The sequence below is a fragment of the Luteimonas mephitis DSM 12574 genome, assembly GCF_000422305.1.
Taxonomy (GTDB): Bacteria; Pseudomonadota; Gammaproteobacteria; order Xanthomonadales; family Xanthomonadaceae; genus Luteimonas; species Luteimonas mephitis.
Map to the genome: position 1 here is coordinate 14,463 of NZ_AULN01000014.1, position 25,853 is coordinate 40,315.

At 68.2% G+C, this 25,853-nt stretch carries 23 protein-coding genes and 1 tRNA gene; 15 read left to right on the forward strand and 9 right to left on the reverse strand.

What is annotated here, in order from left to right:
• Positions 1 to 60 precede the first annotated feature (60 nt).
• Together H570_RS0104930 and H570_RS0104935 are read right to left on the reverse strand one after the other, a co-directional pair.
• Positions 61 to 549, reverse strand: coding sequence for a peroxiredoxin (locus tag H570_RS0104930; protein WP_051176140.1), 489 nt, complete (start codon positions 547 to 549; stop codon positions 61 to 63).
• Positions 549 to 1,181, reverse strand: coding sequence for a glycine cleavage system transcriptional repressor (locus tag H570_RS0104935; RefSeq protein ID WP_027079776.1), 633 nt, complete (start codon positions 1,179 to 1,181; stop codon positions 549 to 551). The genes H570_RS0104930 and H570_RS0104935 overlap by 1 nt, the downstream gene beginning before the upstream one ends.
• 134 nt (positions 1,182 to 1,315) lie before the next feature.
• On the opposite strand from H570_RS0104935, the gene dapA reads away from it, so the two are divergent.
• From dapA to H570_RS0104950, 3 genes are all read left to right on the forward strand, one after another.
• Positions 1,316 to 2,224 carry a 4-hydroxy-tetrahydrodipicolinate synthase gene (gene dapA, locus H570_RS0104940; protein ID WP_027079777.1) on the forward strand — a complete coding sequence of 303 codons (909 nt, stop codon included), beginning with the start codon at positions 1,316 to 1,318 and terminating at the stop codon, positions 2,222 to 2,224.
• A gap of 94 nt (positions 2,225 to 2,318) precedes the next feature.
• Positions 2,319 to 2,846 carry a hypothetical protein gene (locus H570_RS0104945; protein WP_027079778.1) on the forward strand — a complete coding sequence of 176 codons (528 nt, stop codon included), beginning with the start codon at positions 2,319 to 2,321 and terminating at the stop codon, positions 2,844 to 2,846.
• A 127-nt stretch (positions 2,847 to 2,973) separates the two neighbouring features.
• The gene (locus tag H570_RS0104950; protein ID WP_156899853.1) at positions 2,974 to 3,369 is read left to right on the forward strand and encodes a hypothetical protein; all 396 of its coding nucleotides are present in this window, start codon (positions 2,974 to 2,976) and stop codon (positions 3,367 to 3,369) included.
• 120 nt (positions 3,370 to 3,489) lie between these two features.
• Here the strand turns inward: H570_RS0104950 and fdxA are convergent, their stop codons facing one another.
• Both fdxA and H570_RS0104960 read right to left on the reverse strand, forming a co-directional pair.
• The gene (fdxA, locus tag H570_RS0104955; RefSeq protein ID WP_027079780.1) at positions 3,490 to 3,813 is read right to left on the reverse strand and encodes a ferredoxin FdxA; all 324 of its coding nucleotides are present in this window, start codon (positions 3,811 to 3,813) and stop codon (positions 3,490 to 3,492) included.
• A gap of 461 nt (positions 3,814 to 4,274) precedes the next feature.
• Positions 4,275 to 4,350 (reverse strand) — tRNA-Glu (locus H570_RS0104960).
• 134 nt (positions 4,351 to 4,484) lie between these two features.
• Here H570_RS0104960 and pcnB point away from each other — a divergent pair.
• The 5 genes from pcnB (at position 4,485) to panD (ending at position 8,595) form a co-directional block, all read left to right on the forward strand.
• Entirely contained in the window at positions 4,485 to 5,828 is a 1,344-nt protein-coding gene (gene pcnB / locus H570_RS0104965; protein ID WP_051176141.1) for a polynucleotide adenylyltransferase PcnB, read from the forward strand.
• Entirely contained in the window at positions 5,825 to 6,322 is a 498-nt protein-coding gene (gene folK / locus H570_RS0104970; RefSeq protein WP_027079782.1) for a 2-amino-4-hydroxy-6-hydroxymethyldihydropteridine diphosphokinase, read from the forward strand. Before pcnB ends, folK begins: the two co-directional genes overlap by 4 nt.
• A gap of 42 nt (positions 6,323 to 6,364) precedes the next feature.
• On the forward strand, positions 6,365 to 7,180 hold the full coding sequence (gene panB, locus H570_RS0104975; RefSeq protein ID WP_027079783.1) for a 3-methyl-2-oxobutanoate hydroxymethyltransferase: 816 nt from the start codon (positions 6,365 to 6,367) through the stop codon (positions 7,178 to 7,180).
• A gap of 77 nt (positions 7,181 to 7,257) precedes the next feature.
• Entirely contained in the window at positions 7,258 to 8,103 is an 846-nt protein-coding gene (panC, locus tag H570_RS0104980; protein ID WP_027079784.1) for a pantoate--beta-alanine ligase, read from the forward strand.
• A 111-nt stretch (positions 8,104 to 8,214) separates the two neighbouring features.
• The gene (gene panD / locus H570_RS0104985) at positions 8,215 to 8,595 is read left to right on the forward strand and encodes an aspartate 1-decarboxylase (protein WP_027079785.1); all 381 of its coding nucleotides are present in this window, start codon (positions 8,215 to 8,217) and stop codon (positions 8,593 to 8,595) included.
• A 30-nt stretch (positions 8,596 to 8,625) separates the two neighbouring features.
• Here panD and queG read toward each other — a convergent pair whose 3' ends face one another.
• Positions 8,626 to 9,705: a tRNA epoxyqueuosine(34) reductase QueG gene (queG, locus tag H570_RS0104990; RefSeq protein ID WP_027079786.1), complete on the reverse strand. Its 1,080-nt coding sequence runs from the start codon at positions 9,703 to 9,705 to the stop codon at positions 8,626 to 8,628.
• Positions 9,706 to 9,731: 26 nt separating this feature from the next.
• On the opposite strand from queG, the gene H570_RS0104995 reads away from it, so the two are divergent.
• The 7 genes from H570_RS0104995 to H570_RS0105025 all read left to right on the forward strand — a co-directional run bounded on the left by H570_RS0104995 (position 9,732) and on the right by H570_RS0105025 (position 19,399).
• Positions 9,732 to 11,207 carry an NAD(P)H-hydrate dehydratase gene (locus H570_RS0104995; RefSeq protein WP_027079787.1) on the forward strand — a complete coding sequence of 492 codons (1,476 nt, stop codon included), beginning with the start codon at positions 9,732 to 9,734 and terminating at the stop codon, positions 11,205 to 11,207.
• Positions 11,204 to 11,692 carry a tRNA (adenosine(37)-N6)-threonylcarbamoyltransferase complex ATPase subunit type 1 TsaE gene (gene tsaE, locus H570_RS0105000; protein ID WP_156899854.1) on the forward strand — a complete coding sequence of 163 codons (489 nt, stop codon included), beginning with the start codon at positions 11,204 to 11,206 and terminating at the stop codon, positions 11,690 to 11,692. Before H570_RS0104995 ends, tsaE begins: the two co-directional genes overlap by 4 nt.
• 84 nt (positions 11,693 to 11,776) lie before the next feature.
• The gene (locus H570_RS0105005; protein ID WP_051176142.1) at positions 11,777 to 13,318 is read left to right on the forward strand and encodes an N-acetylmuramoyl-L-alanine amidase; all 1,542 of its coding nucleotides are present in this window, start codon (positions 11,777 to 11,779) and stop codon (positions 13,316 to 13,318) included.
• Between the two features lie 610 nt (positions 13,319 to 13,928).
• Positions 13,929 to 15,752 (forward strand): DNA mismatch repair endonuclease MutL, encoded by a 1,824-nt coding sequence (gene mutL / locus H570_RS0105010; RefSeq protein WP_027079790.1) that lies wholly within the window; start codon positions 13,929 to 13,931, stop codon positions 15,750 to 15,752.
• A gap of 2 nt (positions 15,753 to 15,754) precedes the next feature.
• Positions 15,755 to 16,696 (forward strand): DUF1684 domain-containing protein, encoded by a 942-nt coding sequence (locus H570_RS0105015; protein WP_036135287.1) that lies wholly within the window; start codon positions 15,755 to 15,757, stop codon positions 16,694 to 16,696.
• 47 nt (positions 16,697 to 16,743) lie between these two features.
• Positions 16,744 to 17,748, forward strand: coding sequence for a TraB/GumN family protein (locus tag H570_RS0105020; RefSeq protein ID WP_027079792.1), 1,005 nt, complete (start codon positions 16,744 to 16,746; stop codon positions 17,746 to 17,748).
• Between the two features lie 79 nt (positions 17,749 to 17,827).
• Positions 17,828 to 19,399, forward strand: coding sequence for a tetratricopeptide repeat-containing sulfotransferase family protein (locus H570_RS0105025; protein ID WP_027079793.1), 1,572 nt, complete (start codon positions 17,828 to 17,830; stop codon positions 19,397 to 19,399).
• On the opposite strand, the gene rnfB is transcribed toward H570_RS0105025, so the two are convergent.
• From rnfB to H570_RS0105050, 4 genes are all read right to left on the reverse strand, one after another.
• On the reverse strand, positions 19,400 to 19,819 hold the full coding sequence (gene rnfB, locus H570_RS16460) for an Rnf electron transport complex subunit RnfB (protein WP_051176143.1): 420 nt from the start codon (positions 19,817 to 19,819) through the stop codon (positions 19,400 to 19,402). It lies immediately after the preceding gene.
• 154 nt (positions 19,820 to 19,973) lie between these two features.
• Positions 19,974 to 22,070, reverse strand: coding sequence for a methionine--tRNA ligase (gene metG / locus H570_RS0105035; RefSeq protein ID WP_027079794.1), 2,097 nt, complete (start codon positions 22,068 to 22,070; stop codon positions 19,974 to 19,976).
• Between the two features lie 238 nt (positions 22,071 to 22,308).
• Positions 22,309 to 22,749: a DUF2147 domain-containing protein gene (locus H570_RS0105045; RefSeq protein WP_027079795.1), complete on the reverse strand. Its 441-nt coding sequence runs from the start codon at positions 22,747 to 22,749 to the stop codon at positions 22,309 to 22,311.
• A 176-nt stretch (positions 22,750 to 22,925) separates the two neighbouring features.
• Positions 22,926 to 25,745, reverse strand: a complete 2,820-nt coding sequence (locus H570_RS0105050; protein WP_156899855.1) for a TonB-dependent receptor plug domain-containing protein — start codon at positions 25,743 to 25,745, stop codon at positions 22,926 to 22,928.
• Positions 25,746 to 25,853 lie beyond the last annotated feature (108 nt).

The window sequence follows — 25,853 nt, forward strand, 5'->3', positions numbered from 1 at the left end:
AGCAGCAGGCCACCGCGTCCCGCGGGGCGGGGCAGTGGAGCGGGGTGGAAATCGGGGATGTCACTGTGCCTGGGCTGCCTTCAATGCATCGAACACGGCCTGGGCGTGGCCCGGCACCTTGACCTTGCGCCACGCGGCGGCGATCCGGCCCTTCGGGTCGATCAGGAACGTGCTGCGCTCGATGCCCAGGACCTTGCGGCCGTACATGTTCTTCTCGTGGATCACGTCGAAGGCCCGGCACAGCGTTTCGTCGGTATCGCTGACCAGTTCGAAACGGAAGCCCTGCTTGGCGCAGAAGTTCTGGTGGCTTTTCAGCGAGTCGCGCGAGACGCCCAGCACGGTCGCGCCGAGCTTGCGCAGTTTCGGCAGCAACGCGTTGAAGTCGATGCCTTCGGTGGTGCAGCCCGGCGTTGAATCCTTCGGGTAGAAGTACAGCACCAGCCACTGGCCGGCGTAGTCGCCCAGCTTTGCGGTTTCGCCGTTCGACAGCGCCAGTGGCAGCTTCGCCGGGACCTTGTCGCCGGGGTTCAATGCATAGGTGTCGGGCATCAGAACTTCATCGGGTCCATGATGGCGTCGAGGTTCAGGTGGTCGCAGAACTCGAGGAAGTCGTCGCGCAATGCCGCGATGTGCATGTCGGCCGGCACGCCGATGGTGACCTGCGCGGAGAACATGTCGGCGCCGGTCTGCATCGCGCGATAGCGCGAGCAGTGCAGGCTCTCGATGGTGATGGTCTGGCGGTCGAAGAAATCGGCCAGCTGGAACAGGATGCCCGGCTTGTCCGAAGCCACCACCTCGACGATGTACGGCAGCAGGTTGGACTGCACGGGCTTGGGCCCGGTGCGGTACCAGACCAGCTTCAGGCCTTCCTCGCGTTCGAGCCGGGTCAGCATCGCCTCGAGCTTGGCGACCGAATCCCACGAGCCGGTCGCCAGCGCGGTGACCGACACGTCGCGGCCGACCGTGGACAGGCGCGTGTCGACCAGGTTGCAACCGCTGTCGGAGATGCGCCGCGTGACCGGGAGCAACGGCGACTGCGGATGCGTCGTGTAGGCGTTGATCAGCAGGTAGTTCTCGTTCGGCGCGGGGCGTGCAGCGGTGTCTGGATCGGTCAAGGCGGCGTCCGGGGCGAGAAGGTCGTCAACGGCGGCCCGGCGTGGCCGGGATGCAGCCGCCAGCATACTTGCCCGTGCTTTCGCGCCGCAAGTAAGATCAATGGCAAGATCAGCGGCATTCGCCAGCAGATCGAGCGCCCGCGCGGGAGTGCGAGAATCCCCACGCGAACCCCATGAATCCAAGCCCGGCGGACCCCAGCGTGCGACTTTCCGGAAGCATCACCGCGCTCGCGACGCCGTTCACGGCCGCCGGCGAACTCGACCTCGACGCCTGGCGCCGCCTGTTGCAGGCACAGCGCCAGGCGGGGACGCAGGCGGTCGTCGTCGCCGGCTCCACCGGCGAGGCCGCTACGCTGTTCGACGCCGAATACGATGCGCTGCTGCGCGCGGCGGTGGAGGAACTGGGCGGGCACCTGCCGGTCATTGCCGGCACCGGCCTGTCGAGCACCGCCAAGACCATCGAACAGACCCGCCGCGCCGCCGCGCTCGGCGCCGAGGCGGCGCTGGTGGTCACGCCGCCCTACGTGCGTCCCACCCAGGCCGGCCTGGTCGCCCATTTCCGCGCAGTGGCCGACGACGGCGCGCTGCCGGTGGTGCTCTACAACGTGCCCGGGCGTACTGGTTGCGACCTGTTGCCCGCGACCACGGCCGACCTGGCAGGCCACGAGTACATCGTCGGCATCAAGGAAGCGCGCAACGAACCCGAACGCATGCAGGCGCTGCTGGAACTTCGCAATGACGATTTCGCAGTGCTCAGTGGCGACGATCCGACCGCGGTGCGCGCGATGCTCGCGGGCGCAGACGGCATCGTGTCGGTGGCTTCGAACGTGGTGCCGGGAGCGTTCCGCCGACTGTGCGACCTCGCGCGCGCAGGCGACGAAGCCGAGGCGGTGGCGCTCGATGCCCGCCTGCACGAGCTCTACGACTTCCTCGGCGTCGAATCCAACCCGATCCCGCTCAAGGCGCTGCTGGCCCGCCAGGGCTTGGGCCGGGGGCTGCGGTTGCCGCTGACCGAACTGTCGCCGGCACACGCCGGGCTGGCCGAGCGGATGTCGGATGCGATCGCCCGGATCGAGGGCGAATTCGCCGGCACCGGCAACGCCAGCTGACGAAGCATCGCCGGGCCGGCGTCTTTGGTCCGATTCGCGTGAACAGCCCACTCCGGCCGCGATACACTCGCGGCCTGACCCGCAGGAGATCCAGATGCGTCATTCCGCCCCCTCGATCCGCTTCCTTGCCGTTGCCGCGCTGGCCGTGGCCGTTCTCGCCGCCTCCGGCTGCAGCTGGTTCCGCAAGGGCAACGATCTTTATGCGCAGAGCCCGGAAAACCGCCCGCTGGAAGTGCCGCCGGACCTGAACCTGCCCGATACCGCCGGTGCGATGAAGCTGCCCGGCGATGCGACGCAATCGGTCAGCCGTTCATCGATGGCGGCGCCCGCTGCGTCGACGGTGCCGGACAACACCGGTTTCACCGTGCAGGGCGATCGCGATGCGGTGTTCGACAAGATCGGTGAAGTGCTGGCATCGACCGAAGGCGTCACCATCGCCAGCAAGGCGCAGATCCTGGGCACCTACGACGTCGATTACGAAGGCAGCCAGTTCCTGCTGCGGGTGACCAAGGTCCAGGCCGGCGCCTACGTGTCGGCGGTCGATCCGCGCGGGATGCCCGCGTCGGGCGAAGCGCCGGTCAAGCTGGTGGCTGCGCTGAAGGCGGCGCTAGGCGCGGGTTGATCCCCGGCCGGGTATGACCACCCGCTCCATCGTTTTGCCACGCGGCCCGGTGACGGGCCGCGCTGCGTTCATGGCCATGGCCGCGGCGCTTGCGGTCCTGGTAGGCGGATGCCGCGGCGGCGCGGACATGCGGCCCGAGCCCGTGGCCGCGCCCGTTCCCGCCGATGGCGGTGCGTTCACCGTCGCCGAAAGCATGCTCGACACCTGGAACACGATCGGCAAGATCCTGGTGGGGCTCGATGGCGTCGGATACGAGGGACGCGCGCAGATGCTGGGCCTGTACGTGGTCAGCTATCGCGGCGAGCGCTTCCTTGTCCGCACCCGCGCGCTGGTGATCGAGACGCCCGGGCAGGGGCTGCGCACCCGGGTCGATGCGCTGGGGCCGGAAGGGCAGGCGACCCGCAGCGCTGCAGCCGCGGACCTGCTGCAGGTGCTGGCACGGCGCGTGCCGGCGGAAGTCGCGCTCTACCGGCAGCCGGTCAAGCTGCCGTCGACAGGCAAGCCCAGGCGCAAGCCCTTGTAGGAGCGGCTTCAGCCGCGAGCTTTTTGGGTCGGAATGCCTGTCGCACGAAAAACTCGCGGCTGAAGCCGCTCCTACAAGGTGGGATTGCGCTGATCAGGCTGGCCAGCGTCCTGCCGCAACTCAGCGCTCGAGCAGCGGCAGCTTGTCCGGCTTGCCTTCCCAGTCCTTCGCGTCCGGCAGGCCGTCCTTGCGCGTGGTGATCACCGGCCAGGCCTTGGCCAGCTCGGCGTTCAGCGCCACGAACTGCTCCTGCCCGGCCGGGACGTCGTCCTCCGGGTAGATGGCGTTGATCGGGCATTCGGGTTCGCACAGGGTGCAGTCGATGCACTCGTCCGGGTCGATCACCAGGAAGTTGGGTCCTTCGTGGAAGCAGTCGACCGGACAGACCTCGACGCAGTCGGTGTACTTGCACTTGATGCAGTTCTCGGTGACGACGAAGGGCATGGCGGGGACTCGGGTTCGATGGCGCGGCCATTTTAGCGGCTTGCGCGTTGCGGGCGGGCCAAAGCCCGTGGGAACCTTCGCGGGAGCGGCTTCAGCCGCGAGCTTTTTGGTCTGGGCCTGATCGCAATTCAAGGGCTCGCGGCTGAAGCCGCTCCCACGGGAAATCAGTGGAATGCAGGAGTGAAAGGCCCACAAACAAAAGCCCGCGCATCTCTGCGCGGGCTTTTGTTTATCCCGCGCCCTTCTCCCGTGAGCGGGAGAAGGGCGGTCGTGCCGGGCGTGAGTCGCGTCTGGTTGCGTTCCGCACCTTGCGCGGACTGGCTTCGGACGCACGGCCGGCGACCTGCCCTCACCCCATCCCTCTCCCGCAAGCGGGAGAGGGGGGAGGTGTCAGGCGAGAGTCGCTTCGTTCATGGACCCAGTCGCGTTGCGAAGGTTGGCTTCGGACACGACAGAATATTTGGCGCTCCCTACGGGATTCGAACCCGTGTTTTAGCCTTGAGAGGGCCACGTCCTGGGCCTCTAGACGAAGGGAGCGGGGTGTCGCCGGGGCGACGCCGGCTGGACGGCCGGCCCGCACGGCATCCGTCTGGTGCCGTGCAGCTTGCTAGTATAGCAACGATACGGATGCCGCCAAGCGGTAGCCAACCCCGGAGATCCCTGGCTGCCCGATGCCGACCCAGACCCAACCTGCTGCCGTAACCCTGCGTGTCGTTCCGCGGGACCAACACCCGATTTCGCGCAAGGACATCAGTCCCAACGCGCTGCGCGTGCTCTACCGCCTCCGAGAGGGCGGCCACCAGGCCTTCCTGGTCGGCGGCGCCGTGCGCGACCTGATCGTCGGCGGCAATCCGAAGGACTTCGACGTCGCCACCAGCGCCACGCCCGAAGAGGTCAAGCACCTGTTCCGCAACTGCCGCCTGATCGGCCGCCGCTTCCGCCTGGCGCACGTGGTGTTCGGGCGCGAAATCATCGAGGTCGCGACCTTCCGCGCCAACAGCGACGACGGCAGCGGCGACCGCCAGGTCCACGACGATGGCCGCCTGTTGCGCGACAACGTCTACGGCACGGTCGAGGACGACGCGGTGCGGCGCGACTTCACCGCCAATGCGCTGTACTACACGATCGACGACTTCTCGGTGCACGACTACGTCGGCGGCTTCGAGGACGTGCAGAACCGCGTGCTCAGGCTGATCGGCGACCCCGCGACCCGCTACCACGAAGACCCGGTGCGGATGCTGCGCGCGGTGCGCTTCGCGGCCAAGCTCGGTTTCAGCATCGACGACGCCACCGCGGCGCCCATCCCCGAACTGGCACCGCTGCTGGGCGAGGCCGCGCCGGCGCGATTGTTCGAGGAATGCCTGAAGCTGTTCCTGTCCGGGTACGCGGAACAGTGCTTCCTCGGGCTGGAACATTTCGGCCTGCTGGCGGTGCTGTTCCCGGAGTCGGCCGCGGCGCTCAAGGCCAATCGCAGCGGCGCGCTGCGGCGCGTGGTCATCGAGGGATTGCGCGGCACCGATGCGCGGGTGCGCGCGGACGAGCCGGTCTCGCCGGCGTTCCTGTTCGCGCTGCTGCTGTGGCCGGCCTACTGCCGCGCGCTGATCGCGCTGCAGGCGCAGGGCATGCAGGCGGTCGAAGCCCAGCGCCGCGCCGCCGACCGGGTCACCGTGCACCAGCTGGCCACGATCGCGCTGCCGCGCCGGTTCTCGCTGCCGATGCAGGAAATCTGGCTGCTGCAGTCGCGGCTGTCGTCCACCCAGTCCGGACAGCGCCAGCGCAAGCGGGTGATGCGCACGATCGCCCATCCACGTTTCCGCGCGGCGTTCGATTTCCTCGCGCTGCGCCAAGTCGCGTCCGACGGGCACGCCGACGACGTCGCCTTCTGGCGCGACGCGCAGAACGATCCGGACAACGCGATCGCGCTGCACCCGGAACCGGAAGGCGAGGGCGATGACGCGCCCGCCGCCCCGCGCCGGCGCCGGCGTCGTCGCAGGCCTGCCGCGTCCGCGGAATGAACCCGGCCACGATCGCCTTCGTGGGACTCGGCGGCAACGTCGGGGACGCCGCGGCGACCCTGCGCGAGGCGCTGTCCGCGCTCGATCGCCTGCCCGACACGCGGCAGTTGCGGGCCTCGCGCCTGTACCGGACGCCGGCCTGGGGCCGGGTCGAGCAGGCCGATTTCGTCAACGCGGCGGTGAAGCTGGAAACCCGGCTCGACGCGCGCGGGCTGCTCGACGCGCTGCTGGAGGTCGAGCGCCAGTTCGGCCGCGAGCGCGATGATGCGCAACTGCGCTGGGGCCCGCGCACGCTCGACCTCGACCTGCTCCTGTTCGGCGAAGGCGCCATCGACGAGCCCGGCCTGCGCGTGCCGCATCCGCACCTGCATGAACGCGCGTTTGCACTGGTGCCGCTGGTCGAGATCGAACCGGAGGTCGTGATTCCCGGCCATGGAACGGCGCGTTCCGCGCTCGCGGCCGTGGCCGCCAGGGGGATCGAGGCGCTACCCTGAGCGCCTGCGTCGCGGCCTGCGGCGCTTCACCGGACCCTGCCCATGTACGCCCCCGACGATCGCAAGCCCCTGACCGTTCCCGCGCTGGCCGAAGCCAAGCGCGGCGGCCACAAGCTGGCGATGCTCACCGCCTACGACGCGGGCTTTGCGCGCGTGTTCGATGACAACGGCATCGACCTGCTGCTGGTCGGCGATTCGCTGGGCATGGTGGTGCAGGGGCACGACTCGACCCTGCCGGTCACGGTCGACGACATCGCCTATCACACCGCCTGCGCCGCCCGCGGCGTGTCGCGCGCGCTGCTGGTCGCGGACCTGCCGTTCCAGGCGGACGCGACGCCGGAGCGCGCGCTCGATGCGTCTACGCGCCTGCTTCAGGCCGGTGCAGGAATGGTCAAGCTCGAAGGCGCCGGCCACAAGCTCGACGTCATCCGCTTCCTTGTCGAGCGCGAGATCCCGGTCTGCGCGCACCTGGGCCTCACTCCACAATCGGTGCTGCGCCTGGGCGGCTACAAGGTGCAGGGCCGCGAGGACGAAGCCGCGCGCAAGCTGCGCGCGGACGCCGCGGCGGTTGCCGAAGCCGGCGCAACGCTGCTGGTCCTCGAATGCGTGCCGACGCCGCTGGCGCAGGCGATCACCGCCGAGGTCCCGATCCCCACCATCGGCATCGGTGCCGGCCCGCACTGCGACGGCCAGGTGCTGGTGCTGCATGATGTTCTCGGCCTGAACGGCGGCCACCGGCGGCCGAAGTTCGTCAAGGATTTCCTCGCCGAAGGCGGTTCCGTTGCCGGTGCGGTGAAGGCCTACGTCGCCGCGGTGCGCGACGGCAGCTTTCCCGACGAAGCACATTCCTACCTGTAGGAGCGCCCCATGGGCGCGACCGGGTTTACCAGGACTGCCAATCGCGCCCATGGGGCGCTCCTGCGAAAGCGAAGGCCATGATCGAAACCGTGAGCGAACTTCCGGCCCTGCGTGCGCGCATCGCCGCGTGGAAGCGCGAAGGCCTGCGCGTCGGCCTGGTGCCGACCATGGGCAACCTGCACGCCGGCCACTTCTCGCTGGTGAAACTCGCACGCGAACACGCCGATCGCGTGGTCGCCAGCGTGTTCGTCAATCCCACCCAGTTCGGCCCCAACGAGGACTTCGACCGCTACCCGCGCACGCCGGAGGCCGACGCCGCCGGGCTGGAAGCCGCGGGCTGCGACCTGGTCTGGATGCCGTCCGTCGAGCAGATGTACCCCTTCGGCGCCGACCACGCCGTGCGCATGCGCGTGCCCGGGATCACCGACGTACTCGACGGCGCGCACCGCCCCGGGCACTTCGACGGCGTGGTCACGGTGGTGTCGCGGCTGTTCAACCAGGTGCAGCCGGACGTGGCCGCGTTCGGCCGCAAGGATTACCAGCAGCTGGCGGTGATCCGCTACTTGGTGCGTGATCTCGCCTTCCCGGTCGAACTGCTGCCGGCGGACATCGTCCGGGAACCCGATGGCCTGGCGATGAGTTCGCGCAACCAGTACCTGTCCGCGGAGGAACGCCGGGCCGCGCCGACGATCCACCGCACGCTGCTGGCGATGCGCGACGCCGCGCGTGCGGGCATGGCGCGTGCGGGCGTGGAAGCGCAGGCCCGCGCGGCGCTGGGCGCAGCGGGTTTCCTGGTCGACTACGCGGTGTTGCGCGACATTCACCTCGCCGAGCCCGACGACGGATCCGGCGCGCGCGTGGCACTCGTTGCGGCGCGGCTGGGAAGCACGCGCCTGATCGACAACCTCGAGTTCACGATCTAGCACGCACGGTGCATGCAGGCGCGACTGCGGTCGCCCTTTTGCCACTGGCTGCGGGCGCCTGGCCCGCATCCTGTAAAATCGACGCGTTCCCGCCTCCCCACGGCCCCGTCCATGCAACTGACCCTGCTCAAAGCCAAGATCCACCGCGCCACTATCACCCACGCCGAACTGCACTACGAGGGCTCGTGCGCGATCGACGGCCGCCTGCTCGACATCTCCGGCATCCGCGAGTACGAGCGCATCGAGATCTACAACGTCAACAACGGCCAGCGCTTCGCGACCTACGCGATCCGCGCCGAGGAAGGCAGCGGCATCATTTCGGTCAACGGGGCGGCCGCACATCGCGCGCAGCCGGGCGATCTGGTGATCATCTGCGCCTACGGCAGCTGCGACGAAGCCGAGGCGGAAAAGTTCAAGCCGACACTGGTCTACGTCGACCGCCAGAACGCGTTGACCCACACGAACAACTCGATCCCCGCGCAGGCGGCTTGATCTGGCGCTGACCGGATGGCGCGCGCCGCGCTACGCGCGGCCATGCCGGGCCAGCGCCCACGCCACGTGCTCGCGCACGACCGGATCGGCTTCGTCGCGGCGCGACTCCAGCGCCGCCAGCACGTCCGGTGTCGTCGGCGCGTTGCCCAGCGCGACGGCGATGTTGCGCAGCCAGCGCGCATGGCCGCTGCGTCGGATCGCCGAGCCCTCGGTGCGCTGCAGGAACTCGTCTTCCGTCCAGGCGAACAACTCGGCGAGCGTCGCCCGGTCGAGGTTGTTGCGGGCGCGGAAGTCCGGCTCGTCGGTGCGCCTGGCGAACTTGTTCCACGGACACGCCAGCTGGCAGTCGTCGCAGCCGAAGATGCGGTTGCCGATCAGCGGCCGCAGGTCCTCGTCGATGCTGCCTTCATGCTCGATGGTGAGGTAGGAAATGCAGCGCCGCGCGTCGAGCCGGTGCGGCGCGGTGATCGCGCCGGTGGGGCAGACCTCGATGCAGCGCACGCAGGTGCCGCAGTGCGCGGTGGCCGGCGGGTCGACCGGCAGCGGCAGGTCGACATAGATTTCGCCGAGGAAGAACCACGAGCCGCCGTCCTTGTCGATCAGGCAGGTGTGCTTGCCGATCCAGCCCAGGCCGGCGTTGCGCGCCAGCGCGCGCTCGAGCACCGGCGCCGAGTCGACGAACACGCGGTGGCCGAACGCACCGACCTCCTCGCCGATGCGTTCGGCCAGCTTCTGCAGCCGGCCGCGCATCAGCTTGTGGTAGTCGCGCCCCAGCGCGTAGCGCGCGACGTAGGCGCGTTGGCCGTCGGCGAGCGTGTCCCAAGCGCTGTCGTCGTCATTGCGCCCGTAGTCCAGCCCGACCGAGATCACCCGCAGGGTGCCGGGAATCAGTTCCGCCGGGCGCGAGCGCTTGTCGCCATGCCGCGCCATCCATTCCATCGACCCGTACAGGCCGTTGGCCAGCCAGTCGCGCAGGTGTTGCTCGTCGTCGCCCAGTTCGATGCCGGCGATGCCGCAGCGCTGGAAGCCGGCTTCGCGCGCGAGCAGGCGGATCCGCGCGGCGAGCGCGGGATAGTCGGGTGTGGACGGGTTGGCGGCGGACTGGGACACGGCGCGGCAAGTATAGAATCGCGGCGATGAGCGGCCCCTTTCCCCTGTACGACAATGCCGCGCTGCGAGAGGCCGAGAGGCGGGCCGCGGCGCGATCCGGGGACGATTTCACCCTGATGCAGCGCGCCGGCCTGGCCGCTTGGCACTGCGCGCTGGCGCACTGGCCGCAGGCACGGCGCATCGTGGTGGCCTGCGGTCCAGGCAACAACGGCGGCGACGGTTACGTGCTGGCCCGCCATGCCCTTGAAGCCGGGCGCGAGGTACGCGTGCTGCGGCTGCCCGGGGTGGCACCGCGCAGCGCAGTGGCGCAGCGTGCGGAGCAGGCCTGTCGCGACGCAGGCGGGCAGGTCGCTGATTTTTCCGGCGCAATCGGCGGGGCCGAGCTGGTGGTCGATGCCGTGTTCGGTATCGGCCTGGTGCGCCCGCTTGCGGATACGGCTGCGGCATTCGTCGCCGCGATCAACGATGCCGGCGCACCCGTGCTGGCGCTCGACGCACCCAGCGGCGTCGACGCCGGAACCGGCAATGTCCCCGGCGTTGCGGTCCGCGCCACGCGCACGCTGCAGTTCATCGGCGCGCACGCGGGGCTGGCTACCGGCGCCGCGCTCGATCACGTCGGCGCATGCGAGCTTGCCACGCTCGACGTGGACGATGACATGCTGCCGCCGGACTCGGCCGTCGCCGAAATGCTCCGTGCCAGTGACCTGCAACGCTTCCTGCCGCCGCGCCCACGCAATTCGCACAAGGGCCAATCGGGCCGCGTGCTGTGCGTCGGCGGCGACCACGGCAAGGGCGGCGCGGTGATGCTGAGTGCCGAAGCGGCGCTGCGCAGCGGCGCCGGGCTGGTCGACGCTGCAACGCGCGCAGAACACGTGCCGGCGCTGCTGTCGCGACGCCCGGAGGTGATGGCGCATGCAGTCAACGCGGCGGGGGAAATCGACGGCCTGGCAATCGCGGCAGACGTGGTCGCGATCGGCCCCGGCCTGGGCCAGGAGGAGTGGGGGAGTGCGCTGTTTTCGCGCGTGGTCGACAGCGGCAAGGCGCTGGTCATCGATGCCGATGCACTGAACCTGCTCGCGGCAAGCCCGCGCCCGCTGCATGCGGACACGGTGCTGACGCCGCACCCCGGGGAAGCGGCGCGACTGCTGGGCATCTCGACGCGCGAGGTGCAGGCCGACCGCCTCGCGAATGCGCGCGCAATGTGCGAGCGCCATGGCTGCACGGTCGTGCTCAAGGGGGCCGGCACGGTGGTCGCCGCGCCAGGACGCACGGCGCGGATCATCGATGCGGGCAATCCCGGCATGGCGGTCGGCGGCATGGGCGACGTGCTGACCGGCGTGATCGCCGCGCTGCGCGCGCAGGGCCTGGACGCATTCGATGCCGCCTGCTGCGGCGCGCTGCTGCACGGCGCAGCGGGCGATGCCGCGGCGCTGGACGGCGGCGAACGCGGGCTGCTGCCCTCCGACCTGTTCGCGCCGCTGCGGCGGCTGGCCAACCCATGAGCGAGACCATCATCGAACGTTTCCTGCCCGACGCCGAGGCGACCGATGCACTCGGCCGCGCGCTGGCGGCCACCCAGCCGGCGCAAGCGGTGGTGTACCTGCACGGCGACCTCGGCGCCGGCAAGTCCACGCTGGCGCGCGCGTGGCTGCGCGCGCTTGGCGTCGAGGGGCCGATCCGCAGCCCGACCTACACCTTGGTGGAGCGCTATCCGATTCCGGAAGGCGAGGCGATGCACCTGGACCTGTACCGGATCGCGGGCGCGGGGGAACTGGAATTCCTCGGTCTGGACGAGGCCGGCGCGGCCCTGTGGCTGGTGGAATGGCCCGAGCGCGGCGCCGGCAGCCTGCCGGTCGCCGACCTGCAGGTCGAACTGGCCGTGCGCGGGCAAGGCAGGGCCGTCCGGCTGCTCGCCATGAGCACCGCCGGGGGCGAGTGGGTTAAGCGGATGGAAATTCGGAGCGACTTGCGGCCGCTTCCTGAATAGAACCCGTAGCAAAGGCCGGCAGGCTACGGATTCATAAGGGAAAAATTGTTGCAAAACCCGCAGCTTGGTGCTTGACTAGCGCCCATGCGAGCGAAGGGGATCTCCGTCCAGCAAGTCATTCTCGGCCTGGCGCTGCTGGCAGCGCTGTGCTGGAATCTTGCGCACGCCTCTGAAATCAACAGCTTGCAGGTGTCCTCGGGCGCAACCGGAACCCGGGCCGAGATCTCGCTGGACGCACGGGTCGAGTACAGGATCCTGAGCCTGTCCAATCCGGATCGGCTGGTGGTGGACCTGCCCGGCGTCGAGCCGGTGCGCGGCCTGAAGCTGCCGGCGGCGGCCGGACTGGTGAAGGACGTCCGTACCGGGCACCCGGTGCCGGGCACGACCCGCATCGTGTTCGACCTGAGCGCGCCCGTGGTGCTGCTGAAGCCGCACTTCGAAACCGTCGCGGGCGGAGCGCGCCTGGTGCTGGAATGGCCGGGGGACAACGCCGGAGATCCGATCGCACGCATCGCCGCGGCAAGCGCATCGGTGCCGGTAACTTCCGGCAGTACGGCCACGGCCCCGCAGCCTGATCCGCCCGCGCAGGCACCGCAGCCTGATCCGGCACTCGCATCGGCGGCGGCGACCTCGCGGCTGGTCGCCTCCATCGCCGCCAACGCGGCGTCTTCCGCGCCAACTCCGCAGCCTGCCTTGTCCGGGCCTGTCCCGTCCGCACAGGCGTCCACTTCGTCGCCGGCCGTGCAGCAGGCGTCCGGCACCATCGCCACCGGCATCCCCACCCGGATCGCCACCGGCGTGCCTGCACCCGTGACCCAGCCGCAGCAGGCGTCCGCCGCAGCGGCCACCGTGGTGCCGCCTCCGCTGGCCCGTCGCAGCGGCATGCGGCCGCTGGTGGTTGCGATCGACCCGGGCCACGGGGGACAGGACCCCGGCGCAATCGGCCAGGGCGGCCGTCGCGAGAAGGATGTCACCCTGGCCGTCGGTCGCGAACTGGCGAGGCAGATCAACGCCACGCCCGGCCTGACGGCCTACATGACCCGCGACAAGGACGTGTTCATCCCGCTCAACCGGCGCGCGCAGCTGGCGCGCGCGGCCAAGGCCGACATCTTCGTCTCGATCCACGCCGACGCCGCCGAGAACCGCAGCGCATCGGGCGCGTCGGTGTACGTGCTGTCGCTCAAGGGCGCGTCGTCGCAGCGCGCGCGCTGGCTGGCCGACAAGGAAAACGCCGCCGACCTGATCGGTGGCCGCATGCCGCAGTCGGGCAACACGCTGGCCTCGGTGCTGCTCGACCTCACCCAGTCCGGGCACATGAAGGCCTCCGAGGACGCCGCGCGCCACGTGCTCGACAGCCTCGGCGACGTCGGCAACACGCGCCGCGTGGAACGCGCGAACTTCGCCGTGCTGCGGACCTCGGACATGCCGTCGATGCTGGTCGAAACCGCCTACATCTCGAACCCGACCGAAGAGCGCCTGCTCACCGACCCGGCCTACCAGCGCAAGCTGGCGACCGCGATCCTGCGCGGCGTCGACACCTACTTCCTGCGCCAGCCGCCGCCGGGCACGCTGTACGCGGCGCGCGCCTCGGCGCAGGCCGATTCCGGAGCGGGCGGAAGTCCCTGAAGGCAAGCGCGTCTCGCCGCGGATCTACGCGGACAAGTACGGATAAGACATTTCTGGTTTTCGCTTGGCCTTTGCCTGATTTCAGGATGAAGGGAGCTTCGGCTTCCTGCCGGATCACACGCGCTGCCGCAACCTGATGGATTCCGGCGCGGCCGGCAGGCCGTCGGGGCAAATGTCCAGGGTATCCGCCTGGCGGCGAATCCCTCCTCCCTGATTTTGCCCCGACGGCCTGCCGGCCGCGCCGGGGCGATCAAATCGCAGGCTGGCCGGGACATCGAGCCTTTGCCTTTCGCTTGCAATACGGCCACAGCGCAGCTCGGAACGCGGGTGCGGTTGCCCTCGGGTGCGAAATCAGGGAGGAGGCGTCGGCCACAGGCCGGCGCCGGAGGACATTCGCACGCGAGGGCAACAGCACCCGGCGCCCCGCCGTCCAACGGACGCAGCACTTTCCTCCCCGGAAGAAGATCGTTCCCGAGAGGAATATTTCGTACCCCCAGCGAGCGCACCTGCTTTCCGCCATATCGGAGCTGATCGGCCCCGATCCGTGGCGAGACCCAGGGCTTCGCCCGATCCCCCACGATGCAAGCCCGTGGCCGTTATCATTGCCATGGTGAGCATCCACCAGCTTCCCGACACCCTGATCAACCAGATCGCCGCCGGCGAGGTCGTCGAGCGGCCTGCGTCCGTGGTCAAGGAGCTGGTCGAGAACGCGCTCGACGCCGGCGCGCGCCGGGTCGACATCGACCTGGAGGAAGGCGGCGTGCGGCTGATCCGCATCCGTGACGATGGCGGCGGCATCGCGCCCGATGAGCTTCCGCTCGCGGTATCGCGGCATGCGACCAGCAAGATCGCGTCGCTCGACGACCTCGAGGCCGTCGCCACGCTCGGCTTTCGCGGCGAAGCCCTGCCGTCGATCGCCTCGGTCAGCCGCTTCATGCTGTCCTCGCGCCGCGACGACGCCGCGCATGGCGCCAGCCTGCAGGTCGACGGCGGGAAGGTCGGCGCGGTGGCGCCGAAACCGCATCCGCGCGGCACCACGGTCGAGGTGCGCGACCTGTTCTACAACGTGCCGGCGCGGCGCAAGTTCCTGCGCGCCGAACGCACCGAACTCGGACACGTCGAGGAATGGCTGCGCTCGCTGGCGCTGGCGCGCCCGGACGTCGAGCTGCGTGTGTCCCACAACGGCAAGCCGTCGCGCCGCTACAGGGGCGACGGGCAATCGGGTCTCCCGGGCATGTCGTCCGGCGAGCGTCTCGGGGAAACGCTGGGCGAGGAGTTCGCCAAACACGCACTGCGCATCGAACACGAGGGCGCCGGCCTGCGCCTGCATGGCTGGATCGCGCAGCCGGTGTATTCGCGCGCCAGCGCCGACCAGCAATACCTGTACGTCAACGGCCGCAGCATCCGCGACCGCAGCGTGGCCCACGCGGTGAAGCAGGCCTACGCCGACGTGCTGTTCCACGGTCGCCAGCCGGCCTATGTGCTGTTCCTCGAGCTCGACCCCACCCGCGTCGACGTCAACGTCCATCCGGCCAAGCACGAGGTGCGCTTCCGCGATGCGCGACTGGTGCATGATTTCGTCTATCGCACGCTGCAGGGCGCGCTCGCCGAAACGCGCGCCGGCGCAGGTGTCGCGGTCTCGACCGGCGCTTCCCAGCCGCCGGGAATGGAAGCCGCATCGGCTGGGGCGCTGCCGCCCTGGGCCATGCGTGCACCGCAGCCCGACCTGTCGCTGCGCGTCGACGAAGCCCGGTCCGCCTACGTGCAGCTGTACGCGGCGCCCGGCGCGGCGGTCGCGCCAGGACACGATGTGGCGGCGCCGATGCTGCCGCCGGTCGCGGACGAACGCGTCCCGCCGCTGGGCTACGCCATCGCGCAGCTGCACGGCATCTACGTGCTGGCCGAAACCGGCGACGGCCTGATCGTGGTCGACATGCACGCCGCGCACGAGCGCATCGGCTACGAGAAGCTCAAGTCCGCACACGACGGCGAAGGCCTGCGCACCCAGCCATTGCTGGTGCCGCAGGCCGTGGCAGTGAGCGAGCGCGAGGCGGACGTTGCCGAACGCGAGGCCGCCACGCTCGCCGACCTGGGATTCGAACTCTCGCGCACCGGCCCGCAGTCGCTGCTGCTGCGCAGCGTGCCGGCACTGCTTGCGCACGGTGACACCGAGGCCCTGCTGCGCGACGTCCTCGCCGACCTGCGCGAGCACGGCGAAAGCCTGCGCATCCGCGCCGCGCGCGACGAACTGCTGTCGACCATGGCCTGCCACGGCGCGGTCCGCGCCAACCGGCGGCTGACCATCCCCGAGATGAACGCGCTGCTGCGCGAGATGGAAGCCACCGAGCGCTCGGGCCAGTGCAACCACGGTCGTCCGACGTGGGCGCGCTTCACCCTGCCCGAGATCGACCGCTGGTTCCTGCGAGGACGTTGACGATGCGCAAGCAATTGACCCTGGGGCTGGCGCTCGCCGGCTGCGTACTGACCTTTGCCGGCTGCAGCGATTCGCCGCAGGCGCCTGCCGGAGACACGATGATGCAACCCGATGCAAGTTTCATGGCCGAAGAGAATGCCTGGCGCGCAAAACGCGACGAAAGCCTGCGCAAGCCCGATGGCTGGACAAGCCTGATCGGCCTGCACTGGATCGAACTCAAGGCGCATTTCGTCGGCAGCGATGCGACCAGCGGCATCCGGCTGGCCAAGGGTCCGCCGAAACTGGGCCTGCTGCAGCAGGAAGGAGAGCGGATCTTCTTCACCCCCGAGAAGGGCGTGGCGATGACGCTCGACGGGCAGCCGCTGACCAGGCGCGTGGAGTTGCACGACGACATGTCCGAAGCGCCCAGCGTCATCGGCTTCGATGAGGGCAAGGGCCTGGTTACCCTGATCAAGCGCGACGGACGCCATGCGCTGAGGGTCAAGCACGCGGATGCGGAAACCCGCACGCAGTTCGCCGGCCTCGACTACTGGCCGGCCGATCCGTCGTGGAAGATCACCGGCAAGTTCGTCCCCAATCCCCCGGGCAAGACGATCGCGGTGGCCGACATCATCGGTTCGATCAACGAGGAGCCGAGCCCCGGCGCGGTGGAGTTCCAGCGCGACGGCAAGACCTGGCGCATCGACGCGCTCGACGAAGGCGACGGCCGCCTGTTCCTGGTGTTTGCCGACCGCACCAACGGCCACGGCAGCTACGGTGCCGGCCGCTTCGTGTACGCCGACAAGCCCGATGCCGCCGGCAACGTCGTGGTCGACTTCAACCAGGCCTACAACCCGCCATGCGCATTCACCGCGTTCGCGACGTGCCCGCTGCCGCCGCCGGAGAATCGCCTCGACCTGGCGGTCATGGCGGGCGAGAAGAAATACGTCGGAGCGGCGCATTGAACATGTTCGATGGCCGCAAGGCATCGGGGATACGGCCATCGCAGCCGATGCTCCGCAAGTCCTGGATCACTGCCGTCATCGCCATCGCCTCCGGCCTGGCCTGCGCGCAGGTGCCGTTGGCCGAGGCGCCCGCGCCCGTTGCCGAGCCGGAGATCGTGTTCGTGCCGCCCGGGGATTCGCCGCTGCCGCTGCTGTGGCAGGTGTCGGACGCCGACAACACGGTCTACCTGCTGGGTTCCTTCCACCTGCTCAAGCCGGACGACTACCCGCTGTCGGGCGACGTCAACGACGCGTTCGCCGATGCCGAGGCGGTGTTCTTCGAGCTGCCGCCGGAAGAAATGAACTCGCCGCAGCTTCCGGTGCAGATGATGCAGGCCGCGGTGCGCACCGATGGCACCACGCTCGACAGCCAGCTGCCGCCGGAGACCGCCGCGCGCCTGCGCGACTGGCAGGCTGCCAATGCCGTTGCACTCCAGGCATCCGGGCTGACCCCCCAGCGGATGCAGATGTTCGAGCCGTGGTTCGTCGGCCTGATGATCAGCATGACCGAGATGGGCAAGCAGGGCCTGGACCCGAAGCTGGGCCTGGACCAGCACTTCATCGCCGCCGCCGGCTTCGCCGGCAAGCGCACCGGCGGCTTCGAGACCGCCGCGCAGCAGATCGCACTGCTCGACGGCATGGACAGGGACGAGCAGTTGCAGTTCGTCGACGAGGCCTTGTCGCAGGCCGCCAACGACGACCTGCAGGTGCTGCACGCTTACTGGCGCGCCGGCGACGCCGACGCGATCTGGAACGAGATGGGCGTCGACATGCGCGACCGGTTCCCGAAGCTGTACCGGCACATCAACGTCGAGCGCAACGACGCCTGGCTGCCGAAGATCGAGCAGTTGCTGGCAGCGCCGGGGACCGACGACACACTGGTGGTGGTCGGCGCCCTGCACCTGCTCGGCGAGGATGGCGTGGTGGAGAAGCTGCGCGCGAAGGGTTACCAGGTCGAGCGCATCTGTTCGATGTGCAAGCCGGTGGCGAACGCGGGCGGCTCCGCGAAATGAGGCCGGGCGACTGGCGTCGATTGGCCCGGCAGGGCGGATCGGGCGTGATCCTGCGGCATCCGATGTGCTGGTGGTGGCCGTGAGTGAACCGGCCCAGGTCTACGCGCGCGCCATCGAAGCGTTGAACCGCGGGCAGTGGCAGGAGGCCAGAAGCCTCGGCTCGCAGTTGCTCCAGCAAGCCCCGGACCATGCCGGCGTCCACTTTGTCGCGGGCGTCGCGGCCCTGCAGCTGCAGCAGTTGCGCGATGCGATCACGTTTCTCAGGCGGGCGACGATCCTCAATCCACGGCGTGCGGATTACTTCGCCCAGCTGGCGCGGGCGTTCGCCACGGCCCGCCTGCTCAACGAGGCATGCCAGGCGGCGGATGCGGCGTTCCTGCTGTCCCCGGAAGATCCGCTGACCCTCGATACGCTGGGTGTCATCTTCAGCCAGGCCCATGCCCATGCCAAGGCCGCGCAGGTGTTCCGCAAGGCCGCCAGCCTGATGCCGGCGCAGGCGGGGTACCGCTTCAATCTGGCGACTTCGTTGATGTACTCGGGAGATATCGAAGCCGCCGAGCGCGAATACGAAGCCTGTATCTCCCTCGACCCGACTTGCTGGAAGGCGCACCTCGCGCTGTCACAGCAGCGCCGGCAGTCGCCGGGTTCGAACCATGTCGATGCGCTTGAGACGCTGTTGGCTGAACACGATGCAGTGCCGGAAGCCCGTCTTTACCTGAATCTGGCGCTGGCCAAGGAACGCGAGGACCTGGGCCAGTACGCGAAGGCGTTCGGGCACTACGTGCAGGGGAAAGGTTCGCAGCGATCGCAACGCGCCCGTTCGGTGGAGCGCGACCGGGAGATGTTCAAGGCTTTGATGTCGGTTCCCGGGCCGCGGCCGGGTGAGCGGGGCAGTAAAAGCGCGGAGCCGATCTTCATCTTCGGCATGCCGCGCTCTGGAACCACGCTGGTCGACCGGATCCTGTCGAGCCATTCGCAGGTTCGTTCCGCCGGAGAGCTGCAGGAATTCGGGCTGGTGCTGAAGCGCATGTCCGGAAGCCGCACCAACCATCTGCTGGACGCCGACACGATCACGCGTGCGGCGAACGTCGACATGGAACTGCTGGGCGACCGGTATGTCGAGAGTACGCGGCCGGCCGGAACCGGCGTGGCGCCGCGCTTCATCGACAAACTCCCGCACAATTTCCTCTATGCGGGATTCATTGCCAGGGCCTTGCCGAATGCGAGGATGATCTGCCTGCGCCGCGATCCGATGGATACGTGCCTGAGCAACTTCCGGCAGCTGTTTGCGCTCAAGTCCCCTTACTACGACTACTCGTTCGACCTGATGGATACCGGGCGGTACTACATCCTGTATCGCGAGCTGATCGCCCACTGGCACCGTGCCATGCCGGGCAGGATCCTTGAAATCAGCTACGAGGCGATCGTCGACGATCTGGAAGCCAGTGCCAGGGAGTTGCTGGGATTCTGCGGGCTCCCCTGGGAAGATGCCTGCCTGGCGTTCGAAGAGAACCAGGCGCCGGTCGCCACGGCCAGCGCGGTGCAGGTGCGCGAGCCCATCAACCGGAAGTCCGTCGGGCGCTGGCGTCGCTACGAGAACGAGCTTGCGGAGCTGCGCGAGCTGCTTCGCGGTGCAGGCATCGAAGATTGATCAGGCATCGCCCGCGGCGGACAGCATCACGATGCAGTCGACCGGGCACGCCGGCACGCACAGTTCGCAGCCGGTGCACAGGTCTTCGATGACCACGTGCATCTGTTTCGAGCCGCCGATGATGGCGTCGACCGGGCAGGCCTGGATGCACTTGGTGCAGCCGATGCAGTCGGCTTCCACGACCAGCGCAACCATCGCCGGCTTGTGCTCGCCGCGACTGCGGTCATGGGGTTTTGCCGGCACGCCGAGCACGCGTGACAACGCCAGTGCGCCGGCGTCGCCGCCCGGCGGACAGCGATCGATGTCCGCCTGTCCCGCCGCCATCGCCTCGGCGTACGGCCGGCAGCCGGCGTAACCGCATTGGCCGCATTGGGTTTGCGGCAGCAGGCGGTCGAGTCGTTCGGTCAGGGAACTGGACATGCAGATCGGATGGCGACTTGCCCCAAGTGTCTTGTTCTCTTCGAGGCGTCAACTTGCTTCATTGCTTGCAGGCGCGAATGGGGCAGCCGGCCTTCATGCGCGGGCGGCTTCGCGCAAGGCCGTCGCGACCCCGTTGGTGGAATCGCGCAGGCGCCTACCGGACCGGCATGCCGGGCTGTGCGCCCTCATCGACTGCCAGCAGCGCCAATTGCCCGGCGTCGAACCCGGCCGACAGGATCATGCCTTCGCTGACGCCGAAGCGCATCTTGCGTGGCGCGAGGTTGGCGATGAACACCACGTTGCGGCCCACCAGCGCCTCCGGTTCGCCGTAGCTGGCGCGGATGCCGGAGAAGATCTGGCGCTTGCCCAGTTCGCCGGCGTCGAGTTCGAAGCGCAGCAGCTTGTCGGAACCGTCGACCAGTTCGCAGGCCAGCACCTTGCCGACGCGCAGGTCGAGCTTGGCGAAGTCGTCGATGCCGATGATGGCAGGCATCGACCCGGCTTCCGCATGAGCGGCGGGGGCTGCGACAGGCGTTTTCGCTGCAACCGCAGTCGCGGCTCCCGCCGCTCCCGCGACAGCTTCCGGCTTCCCGGCGGGCTTCAGGTCTTCCTTGCTGGCTTCGGTCATGGCGGCAATCTGCTTCGGGTCGATGCGGGTAAACAACGGTGAGTACGCGCGGATGGCGTGGTCGAGCAGCGGTGCATCGAGGTCGCTCCACGTCGCCAGTGGTGCATCGAGGAACTCCTCGATGTCGCGCGCCATGGCCGGCAACACCGGCCGCAGCGCGCCGGCCAGCACGCGGAACAGGTTCAGCCCCTGCGTGCACACCGCATGCAGGTCGGCGTCGGCGCCTTCCTGCTTGGCCAGCACCCACGGCTTGCGCTCGTCGATGTAGCGGTTGGCTTCGTCGGCCAGCGCCATCGCCAGGCGCAGCACGGTTGCCGGTTCGTTGCGCTCGTAGGCGTCGCGGATCGACGCGAGCGCGGCAATGAAGCGTGCATACATGTCCGGTTCGGGCAGCGCGGAAGCGAGGCGACCGCCGAAACGCTTGTCGATGAAGCCGGCGCAGCGGCTGGCGAGGTTGACGAACTTGCCGACCACGTCCGAGTTCACCCGCGCGACGAAATCCGACAGGTTGAGGTCGAGGTCGTCGACCCCGCCCGAGGACTTGGCCGCGTAGTAGTAGCGCAGCGCTTCGGCCGGCAGGCCGCTGTCGAGCCAGGTACGCGCCATCACGAAGGTGCCGCGCGACTTCGACATCTTGGCGCCGTCGACGGTCAGGTAGCCGTTGACGTGCAGGCGCGTGGGCACGCGCATGCCTGCGCCACGCAGCACCGCGGGCCAGAACAGGCCGTGGAAATTGACGATGTCCTTGCCGATGAAATGGTGCAGTTCGGCTTCGCTGCCGGGCGCCATGAACTCGAAGAAATCCGCGCCATTGCGTTCGCACAGCGCCTGGAAGCTGCTGAGGTAGCCGATCGGCGCGTCCAGCCAGACGTACAGGAACTTGCCCGGGTGGCCGGGGATCTCGAAACCGAAGTAGGGCGCGTCGCGCGAGATGTCCCAGGCGCGCAGGCCGCCTTCGCCGTCCAGCCATTCCTGCAGCTTGGCCTTGACGCCCGGCACGGCCACGTCGCCCGCGAGCCACTCGCGCAGGAACGCTTCGAACTGGCCGACTTCGAAGAAGAAGTGCTCGGACTCGCGCAGTTCCGGTGTCGCACCGCTGACGACGGAGTAGGGCGACTTGAGTTCGGTCGGCGAATAGGTCGCGCCGCAATGCTCGCAGTTGTCGCCGTACTGGTCCGGCGTGCCGCAGTTGGGGCAGATGCCCTTGACGTAGCGATCGGGCAGGAACATGCCGCGCACCGGATCGTAGAGCTGCGCGACCGAGCGCCGCGAGATGTGGCCGTTGTTGTCGAGCTTGCCGTAGATCGCCTCGGTCAGCGCGCGGTTGCCGGCCGAATGGGTGGAGTCGTAGTGGTCGAAGGCGACGCCGAACGCGGCGAAATCGCGCTCGTGCCCGGCCTGGATGGCGGCGATGAACCGCTCCGGCGTGGTGCCGGCCTTCTCCGCGGCGAGCATGATCGGCGTGCCGTGGGTGTCGTCGGCGCAGACGAAATGCGCGGTTCCGCCGGCCATTCGCCGCGCGCGCACCCAGATGTCCGCCTGGATGTAGCCCACCAGGTGGCCCAGGTGCAGCGGGCCGTTGGCGTAGGGCAGGGCGCTGGTGACAAGGGCGTTGCGGGGCATGGTGGTCATGGTGGCAGGCGACCGGTGATTATCGCATGGCGGGCCGGGGCGGCACCCCGGTGCCCTCGTAGGAGCGGCCCATGGCCGCGAGCTCTTGTTCAATCACCATCATCGTCGACAAAGAGCTCGCGGCCATGGGCCGCTCCTACAGGGGCTGGAGTTCGCGGGCGATGACCCTGAAACGAAATGACCCGGCCGAAGCCGGGTCACGATGTTTCGAGCAGGCGGGAAGACTGCGCTACTCGCGCACCCACACCTGCTGCCGGCAAATGAAGGCGATGCAGCCGGACATGCCGAGCTTCTTGCCGCCTTCGAGCAGCTCCACTTTCGACTTGTAGGTCTTGCCCTTGGCGGGATCGAGCACGGTGCCGCCGCTCCACTCGTCGCCGTCCTTCTTCAGGCCCCAGAGGATGGTCATGCCCTTCACCGGCTTGTCCTTGTTGGCGCCCTTGCACTTGTCGCAGGTCGGGTTGGGGCCGCGGTCGGACTGCAGGACCTCGACCACCGTGCCCTGCAGCGTGCCGTTCGCGGCCTGGGTGATCTCGACGATCGACTTCACCTTGCCGGTTTCGTCATCGATGGTTTTCCAGCGGCCAGTCGGGGAGCTTTGGGCGGAGGCCGCCATGGCCAGCACCAGCAGCGGCAGGGCGACGAGGGTTGCAAACAGTGACTTGCGCATGGATTCGCTCCGGAGTTGAGGGGTGACCCGATCCTGGGTGCTCGCTTCACACCCGCAGCGGGTTTTATACCGCATCGCGCGGCACAGGGGATGGGCGACGCTCCAGTCCGTTCAGGGCGCGAAAAAAAGCCCCGCCAGAGACGGGGCTTTGATTTCAAACCAATGTTCGGGGCCGGTTACTTGGCGCCGAACATGTACTTGGCTTCCATGTAGTACGCCCGTCCATAGACGTCGTAGTTATTGCCATTGTAGGGAGCGCCGCTGGTGCCCGGATAGCTCCAGTCCATCGGAGGCATCTTGTCGAACAGGTTGTTGACCATGAACGACAGCTGCAGCTGCGGGATCGGGTTGTAGCCGAGGCTGAGGTTCCAGCTGATGTGCGACGGCCCCTTGCCTGCCCGGTTGCCGCCATAGCCCTTGTCCGTGATCTGGGCGGCATAGTTCGGTGTGAACGCGAACCAGTTGGCGTAGAGCGTGGTGTTGAACTGGGACTTGGTCCAGCTGAGCGAGGCATCGGCCTTGCGCACCGGGTCCGAACTCCAGTACGGATCGTTGATCAGGTCGATAATTGGATCACCGGCGTACTGCTGGTACTCGTGCTTCAGGTTCTCGGTGAAGGAGCTGCGGGCCAGGAACGAGCCAAGATTCGCGGTATCCCACTGGTAGGTCGCAGCGAGGGTCACGGCGTTGAGGGTCTCGTTCGACACGTTGATCTTCTGCGTGAAGATCTCGGTGATGAAGCCCTGCGCATTGCGGGTGACCTGCGACAAGGCGGCCTGGCACAGCGCCGAGTTGATGTCGTCGATGCCGGTCCGGCAGCGGTAGTCCTGCAGCGACAGGGCATTGGCGCTTTGCTGGGTGACCTCGTCGTCGATGTCCCAATGCAGGTAGTCGACGCTGATGGACATCCGCTCGACGGGAGACCAGACCGCGCCTGCGCTCCAGACCTTCGCGTTGATCGGATCGAGGTCCGGGTTGCCGGACTGGGTGCCGAAGAACTGGCGGCTGGAGAACTGGTTGGGGCAATTTTCAACCGCGTCGGGCCCGAAGCCGGCCAGCGAGCACTGGTAGTAGTCGACAACCGACGAGTAGTAGCCGCTTTCGCCCATGAACATGTCGGACAGCGTCGGTGCCTTGAACGCGGTGCCGTACTTGCCGCGGAGCAGCAGGGTGTCGATCGGGCGGAATTCCAGGCCGAGGCTGTAGGTGGGCTTGGATACCGTGTTGCCGGCCGCCTTGAAGGCGTCATAGCGACCCGATGCCGTGACCGTCAGCATGTCCCAGACCGGCAGGCGGATTTCTGCCGTACCTGCATAGCGGGTGCGATCGCCGCCACCGGCCACTGACGTCTGGCCCCAGATGTCGCCGTTGAGGAAGCCCGGAGCCGGGGAGTAATCCCACTTCTGGCTGCCGCCTTCCAGCGCGATCGCGATGCCTGCATCGCCACCAGGCAGGGAGAACAGTGCGCTGTTGGTGACCTGCGCGCGCAGCATGTTGTCGGACGTCTTGCTCTTCGAAGTCGCGAACCCGGTGATGCTCCTGAAATCCTCAACCGGCATGATGGTGTAGAAGGCGCCGTAATTGGGCTGGAACACCGGATACGCGCCGTAATACGGATCAAGCCCGAGCTGCGGTCCGAGCACGTGGTCCTGGAAGTAGTCGTCCATCGGGCCGGCGAACCGCACCCAGCTGGTCTCGTCCAGGTCGTACTGGGTCCGGGTGAAGCCGATGTCGTAATCCCATTCGCCGCCGAACGTGCCGTCCACGCCGAACGTGACCGCGTAGGACTTGCTCTTGTCGTTGCTCATGGTGTTGCGGAAGCCGCCGGGGCCCATGTCCTCGGGCGTGAAGGCGCGCTGCAGGTTGAGGAAGTCATCCAGGTCCGGGTCGTAGAAGTAACCCCACTTCACGCTGGTGCCCCACCATGTGAAGTTGGAACCCACGTGGTAGCTGGTCTTTTCCTGGTTGAGCAGCACATCGCCGTACAGCTGGGCGTTGTCGTTGATGTCGAAGGTCGCGTGGCTGTAGACCTGCGTGCTCTTCTTCTCGTTCATGATGGTCCGGTAGCCCGGCGTGAACATCGAACCGCAGTAGTTCTCGTCGCCGAAACCGGGGCGCGTCTGCAGGCCCTCGGTGCCACCGAACCCGCTGGTGACGTTGGCGCAGTTGGCCGGATCCATGAACTTGTAGCTGGTGAACGGGCTGAAGACCAGGTAGTCGCGGCTGGCAAGCGGGGCGCTGTAGCCGTTGACGTTGAACTGCTTGGTCCGGTCACGCTGGTAGCCCCAGATCGGGTCGCGCTCCTGGTGCTGGAGGCCGAAAAGACCGTTGAAACGGCCATCGTCGCTGCCAAAGCCGTGGGAGAGCGTGACCCGGGTGCTGGCGCCGCCGCCGTGAGCATACCAGCCGCCGCGCACGTTGAGCACGGTGCCGTCCATCCGCTTCTTGAGGATGATGTTGATGACGCCGGCGATCGCGTCCGAGCCGTACAGGGAGGACTGGCCGCCGGGCAGGATCTCGATGCGGTCCACGAGGTCGACGGGGATGCCGCTGATGTTGTTGAAGGTGGAACTGCCGTTGTACAGGGCGGGATAGTTGGCCATCGGCCGGCCGTCGATCAGGTATTTCACATAGCCCGGATCCAGGCCGAACAGGCTGAGCGTCTCGGCGCCCTGCGTGAAGGAGGCCGAGGTCTGCGCGCCCTGGATGCCGCCGGTGGCGAACGAGCTCTTCTGCAGGACATCGGTCACGCTGTTGAAGCCGCGGGCCTGGATGTCTTCGGCGGTGATGGTCAACACCGGCGTCGCGGTTTCGATCTGCGAGGTGGGGATGAGCGAACCGGTGACGACGACCTTGTCGAGGGTCTTGGCGTCGTCCGGCGCTGTAGTCGCTGCGTCCTGCGCGAAGGCGGAGCCCGCCAGCGGCAGTGCCAGCGCTGCGAACAGTGCTGTGCTCAGGCGGCTGCGGGTAGGTGAAGCAGTCTTGCGTCGTGACATCTTTGTTTCCCCCAGAATGTTAATAAAAACAATGCTTTGCGCGGCATTGAGCCGGTTTCGGAATGGCCCTGTGTCATCCCCGAGCTGAAACTAACACAAATGTAACGA

Bases quoted from the DNA above. Each gene is read 5' to 3' on its own strand.
- rnfB (WP_051176143.1), bottom strand. From the start codon at position 19,819: ATGTCCAGTTCCCTGACCGAACGACTCGACCGCCTGCTGCCGCAAACC.
- H570_RS0104945 (WP_027079778.1), top strand. From the start codon at position 2,319: ATGCGTCATTCCGCCCCCTCGATCCGCTTCCTTGCCGTTGCCGCGCTG.
- H570_RS0104935 (WP_027079776.1), bottom strand. From the start codon at position 1,181: ATGCTGGCGGCTGCATCCCGGCCACGCCGGGCCGCCGTTGACGACCTT.
- folK (WP_027079782.1), top strand. From the start codon at position 5,825: ATGAACCCGGCCACGATCGCCTTCGTGGGACTCGGCGGCAACGTCGGG.
- panC (WP_027079784.1), top strand. From the start codon at position 7,258: ATGATCGAAACCGTGAGCGAACTTCCGGCCCTGCGTGCGCGCATCGCC.
- H570_RS0105005 (WP_051176142.1), top strand. From the start codon at position 11,777: ATGCGAGCGAAGGGGATCTCCGTCCAGCAAGTCATTCTCGGCCTGGCG.
- H570_RS0105045 (WP_027079795.1), bottom strand. From the start codon at position 22,749: ATGCGCAAGTCACTGTTTGCAACCCTCGTCGCCCTGCCGCTGCTGGTG.
- H570_RS0105020 (WP_027079792.1), top strand. From the start codon at position 16,744: ATGCTCCGCAAGTCCTGGATCACTGCCGTCATCGCCATCGCCTCCGGC.
- panD (WP_027079785.1), top strand. From the start codon at position 8,215: ATGCAACTGACCCTGCTCAAAGCCAAGATCCACCGCGCCACTATCACC.
- metG (WP_027079794.1), bottom strand. From the start codon at position 22,070: ATGCCCCGCAACGCCCTTGTCACCAGCGCCCTGCCCTACGCCAACGGC.
- H570_RS0105015 (WP_036135287.1), top strand. From the start codon at position 15,755: ATGCGCAAGCAATTGACCCTGGGGCTGGCGCTCGCCGGCTGCGTACTG.
- H570_RS0105050 (WP_156899855.1), bottom strand. From the start codon at position 25,745: ATGTCACGACGCAAGACTGCTTCACCTACCCGCAGCCGCCTGAGCACA.
- fdxA (WP_027079780.1), bottom strand. From the start codon at position 3,813: ATGCCCTTCGTCGTCACCGAGAACTGCATCAAGTGCAAGTACACCGAC.
- panB (WP_027079783.1), top strand. From the start codon at position 6,365: ATGTACGCCCCCGACGATCGCAAGCCCCTGACCGTTCCCGCGCTGGCC.
- pcnB (WP_051176141.1), top strand. From the start codon at position 4,485: ATGCCGACCCAGACCCAACCTGCTGCCGTAACCCTGCGTGTCGTTCCG.
- H570_RS0104930 (WP_051176140.1), bottom strand. From the start codon at position 549: ATGCCCGACACCTATGCATTGAACCCCGGCGACAAGGTCCCGGCGAAG.
- tsaE (WP_156899854.1), top strand. From the start codon at position 11,204: ATGAGCGAGACCATCATCGAACGTTTCCTGCCCGACGCCGAGGCGACC.
- H570_RS0104950 (WP_156899853.1), top strand. From the start codon at position 2,974: ATGCGGCCCGAGCCCGTGGCCGCGCCCGTTCCCGCCGATGGCGGTGCG.
- H570_RS0104995 (WP_027079787.1), top strand. From the start codon at position 9,732: ATGAGCGGCCCCTTTCCCCTGTACGACAATGCCGCGCTGCGAGAGGCC.